Origin of the sequence: Photobacterium sp. NCIMB 13483, assembly GCF_003025475.1 — a bacterium.
GTDB lineage: Bacteria > Pseudomonadota > Gammaproteobacteria > Enterobacterales > Vibrionaceae > Photobacterium > Photobacterium piscicola.
This window is the reverse complement of the sequence record NZ_PYLV01000060.1, coordinates 1-721: the sequence shown is the minus strand read 5'-3', so window position 1 is coordinate 721 and position 721 is coordinate 1. Positions and strand designations below refer to the sequence as shown.

Annotated in this window: 6 tRNA genes; all 6 read left to right on the top strand. The window is 42.4% G+C overall.

The features are described from left to right. The first annotated feature begins 11 nt into the window (after nucleotides 1-11). The 6 genes from C9I86_RS19815 to C9I86_RS19790 all read left to right on the top strand — a co-directional run bounded on the left by C9I86_RS19815 (nucleotide 12) and on the right by C9I86_RS19790 (nucleotide 718). Nucleotides 12-87, top strand: a tRNA-Thr gene (locus tag C9I86_RS19815). A 55-nt stretch (nucleotides 88-142) separates the two neighbouring features. Then, a tRNA-Phe gene (locus C9I86_RS19810) sits at nucleotides 143-218 on the top strand. 46 nt (nucleotides 219-264) lie between these two features. Further along, nucleotides 265-340: transfer RNA gene (locus C9I86_RS19805), tRNA-Asn, on the top strand. 49 nt (nucleotides 341-389) lie between these two features. Further along, a tRNA-Thr gene (locus C9I86_RS19800) sits at nucleotides 390-465 on the top strand. Between the two features lie 55 nt (nucleotides 466-520). Next, nucleotides 521-596, top strand: a tRNA-Phe gene (locus C9I86_RS19795). 46 nt (nucleotides 597-642) lie between these two features. Beyond that, nucleotides 643-718 (top strand) — tRNA-Asn (locus tag C9I86_RS19790). Nucleotides 719-721 lie beyond the last annotated feature (3 nt).

Sequence of the window (721 nt, the reverse complement as noted above, 5' to 3'; positions counted from 1 at the left end):
AGAATTAATGTGCCGACTTAGCTCAGTAGGTAGAGCAACTGACTTGTAATCAGTAGGTCACCAGTTCGACTCCGGTAGTCGGCACCATTTATTCTCTTACTTCGGTAAGAAATGCAACAATAGCAATTATATTGCTGTGTTTGCCTTGATAGCTCAGTCGGTAGAGCAGAGGATTGAAAATCCTCGTGTCGGTGGTTCGATTCCGCCTCGAGGCACCATATTAAAATTTGATACGATTCGTCGTGTTGAATAGTAAAAGTTAATTCCCTCTTAGTTCAGTTGGTAGAACGCCGGACTGTTAATCCGTATGTCACTGGTTCAAGTCCAGTAGAGGGAGCCAAATCTATTTCTTCACTCAATAGAGTAAAGAAATATAAAAGAATTAATGTGCCGACTTAGCTCAGTAGGTAGAGCAACTGACTTGTAATCAGTAGGTCACCAGTTCGACTCCGGTAGTCGGCACCATTTATTCTCTTACTTCGGTAAGAAATGCAACAATAGCAATTATATTGCTGTGTTTGCCTTGATAGCTCAGTCGGTAGAGCAGAGGATTGAAAATCCTCGTGTCGGTGGTTCGATTCCGCCTCGAGGCACCATATTAAAATTTGATACGATTCGTCGTGTTGAATAGTAAAAGTTAATTCCCTCTTAGTTCAGTTGGTAGAACGCCGGACTGTTAATCCGTATGTCACTGGTTCAAGTCCAGTAGAGGGAGCCAAAT